At 53.1% G+C, this 1,655-nt stretch carries 1 protein-coding gene; it reads right to left on the bottom strand.

The window, feature by feature from the left end; genetic code table 11:
• Positions 1 to 1,625: carbohydrate porin (locus HK11_RS07035; protein ID WP_233133354.1), on the bottom strand; the 1,625-nt coding region annotated here is incomplete at its 3' end.
• Positions 1,626 to 1,655 lie beyond the last annotated feature (30 nt).

The raw sequence follows: 1,655 nt of genomic DNA, 5'->3' as shown, positions 1-1,655 counted from the left end.
CCTGGGTTAAGCTCGAACGTGAAGGTCAGACCGGCCTGTATAGCGTGAGTGATATGAGGGCGCGGGGCTGCCGCAGCCAGCTGATCGGGGTTCCAGATATACTCAAAATAAGGGGACAGACTGACCCCAGGCGCCAGGTTAAAACCATACAGCGCCTCAAGCATCGTCTCAGAATCAGGCCACTTGCTGTTATAACCCTGCGACTGCAGCGAGGCATTCATTGAGCGGGTCACTTTGTGGTTCCACAAAAAGCTCTGCACAACAACACCGGCATAATCGCTCGGACGCGAACTGAACGGACCCCAGTCAAACAACCCGCCGACAAAACCGTCTTTCGCCGTGCCATCACCCGATGTCAGGAAGTTGGCTGCACCAAAGGCTATCAGACCACGTGTGCCATTTGCATCAGGCTTCCAGATCATCTGCTGGGCCTGCAGATAAATCGTGCTGCGGCCACGCTTCTCCAGTGGTGTGCCGCCAGCCGTCGCATAGATCTGATGCTGAGTGTTATAAAGCGGGTCATCATAAGGCGACGTGTCATACGTAAAGCCCAGCGCATAAGAGCGCGGGTATTTATCAGTCGTAAAGTCAGTATGATACCCTGCCTCAACCGGAATAAACGCACCGGTCGATTTACCAAAGCCCCAGTCCTCACCAGGCCAGCCATTATGGTTGCTCTGCTTCAGCCAGGGTTCAACCTCATACACACCGCCTTTAATATAGGTCGAGGCGGTTGGTTTAACCAGAATACGTGCCGCCCATGTGGCAGAGGTAAAGGAAGGCGACGAGCCATCAATTGTCAGCGTTGTGGGCGAAGAGCACAGGAAGGTTGCGAACATACAGTAAAGTTCTGACCCCTCAAACTCACCCCCTTTGGGGTTGGCCCGGCCGGCAAGAATATACAGATGCTTATTAAACAGCTCCTGATCCCAGGTCATTTCTCTGACCATAACACCATCATGGCTGCCCCAGGTGCTCAGCCATGACCAGTCTGACGCACTATAGTCCCAGCTGCGCCCCTGCCCGGCCACATCGTTGAGGATAATGTGCATCTGTGCACCCTTAACCCCGGCGATACGGTTCATATCCAGGTTCACACCAAACAGGGCCCAGTTGGTATAGGCCGAGCCCTTTTTATACCCGCCACCGGCATAACCATTATACTGGCCCACGTTAAAGCCTGTGAAATAAACACCCTGACTGGCCAGAAACTTTCCCGCATCCTCAATTGGTTTATAATGCAGCGAGAACAGATAAGGCTGTGTTGCAGTTGAGTGGGCACCCTTACCGTTAGGCGCAACAGCACCACCCACACCGTTGGTCGAGGGCACAAAGCGCGGCACTGTGGGCTGTGTGGGGGCATGTGCGGCATCGTAATAATGCCGGTTACCATTCACAAAATAAAAATTACCGACCTTTTCAGCTCCTTTAGGAAGAACAGGGGCTTCATGTGCGGGTTTTTCAGCAACCTGTTCGGGTGTTGCCGCAAAAACCATGCCAGGCCACAGGGCACCAGCAACACCATAACAGCCCATACGCTTTGTCGCATGAAACAGAGAGGAGGCTTTTTGTCCGATAATACTGTTGATCACGCTTATTGTCCTGATCTGCTCCTGGATACGCATATCCAGACCCCTTGGGAAAATAATACCAGA

Source organism: Acetobacter sp. DmW_043 (assembly GCF_002153485.1).
Classification (GTDB): domain Bacteria; phylum Pseudomonadota; class Alphaproteobacteria; order Acetobacterales; family Acetobacteraceae; genus Acetobacter; species Acetobacter thailandicus.
The sequence above is the reverse complement of the archived record's forward strand: the minus strand, read 5'-3'. Positions and strand labels throughout refer to the sequence as shown.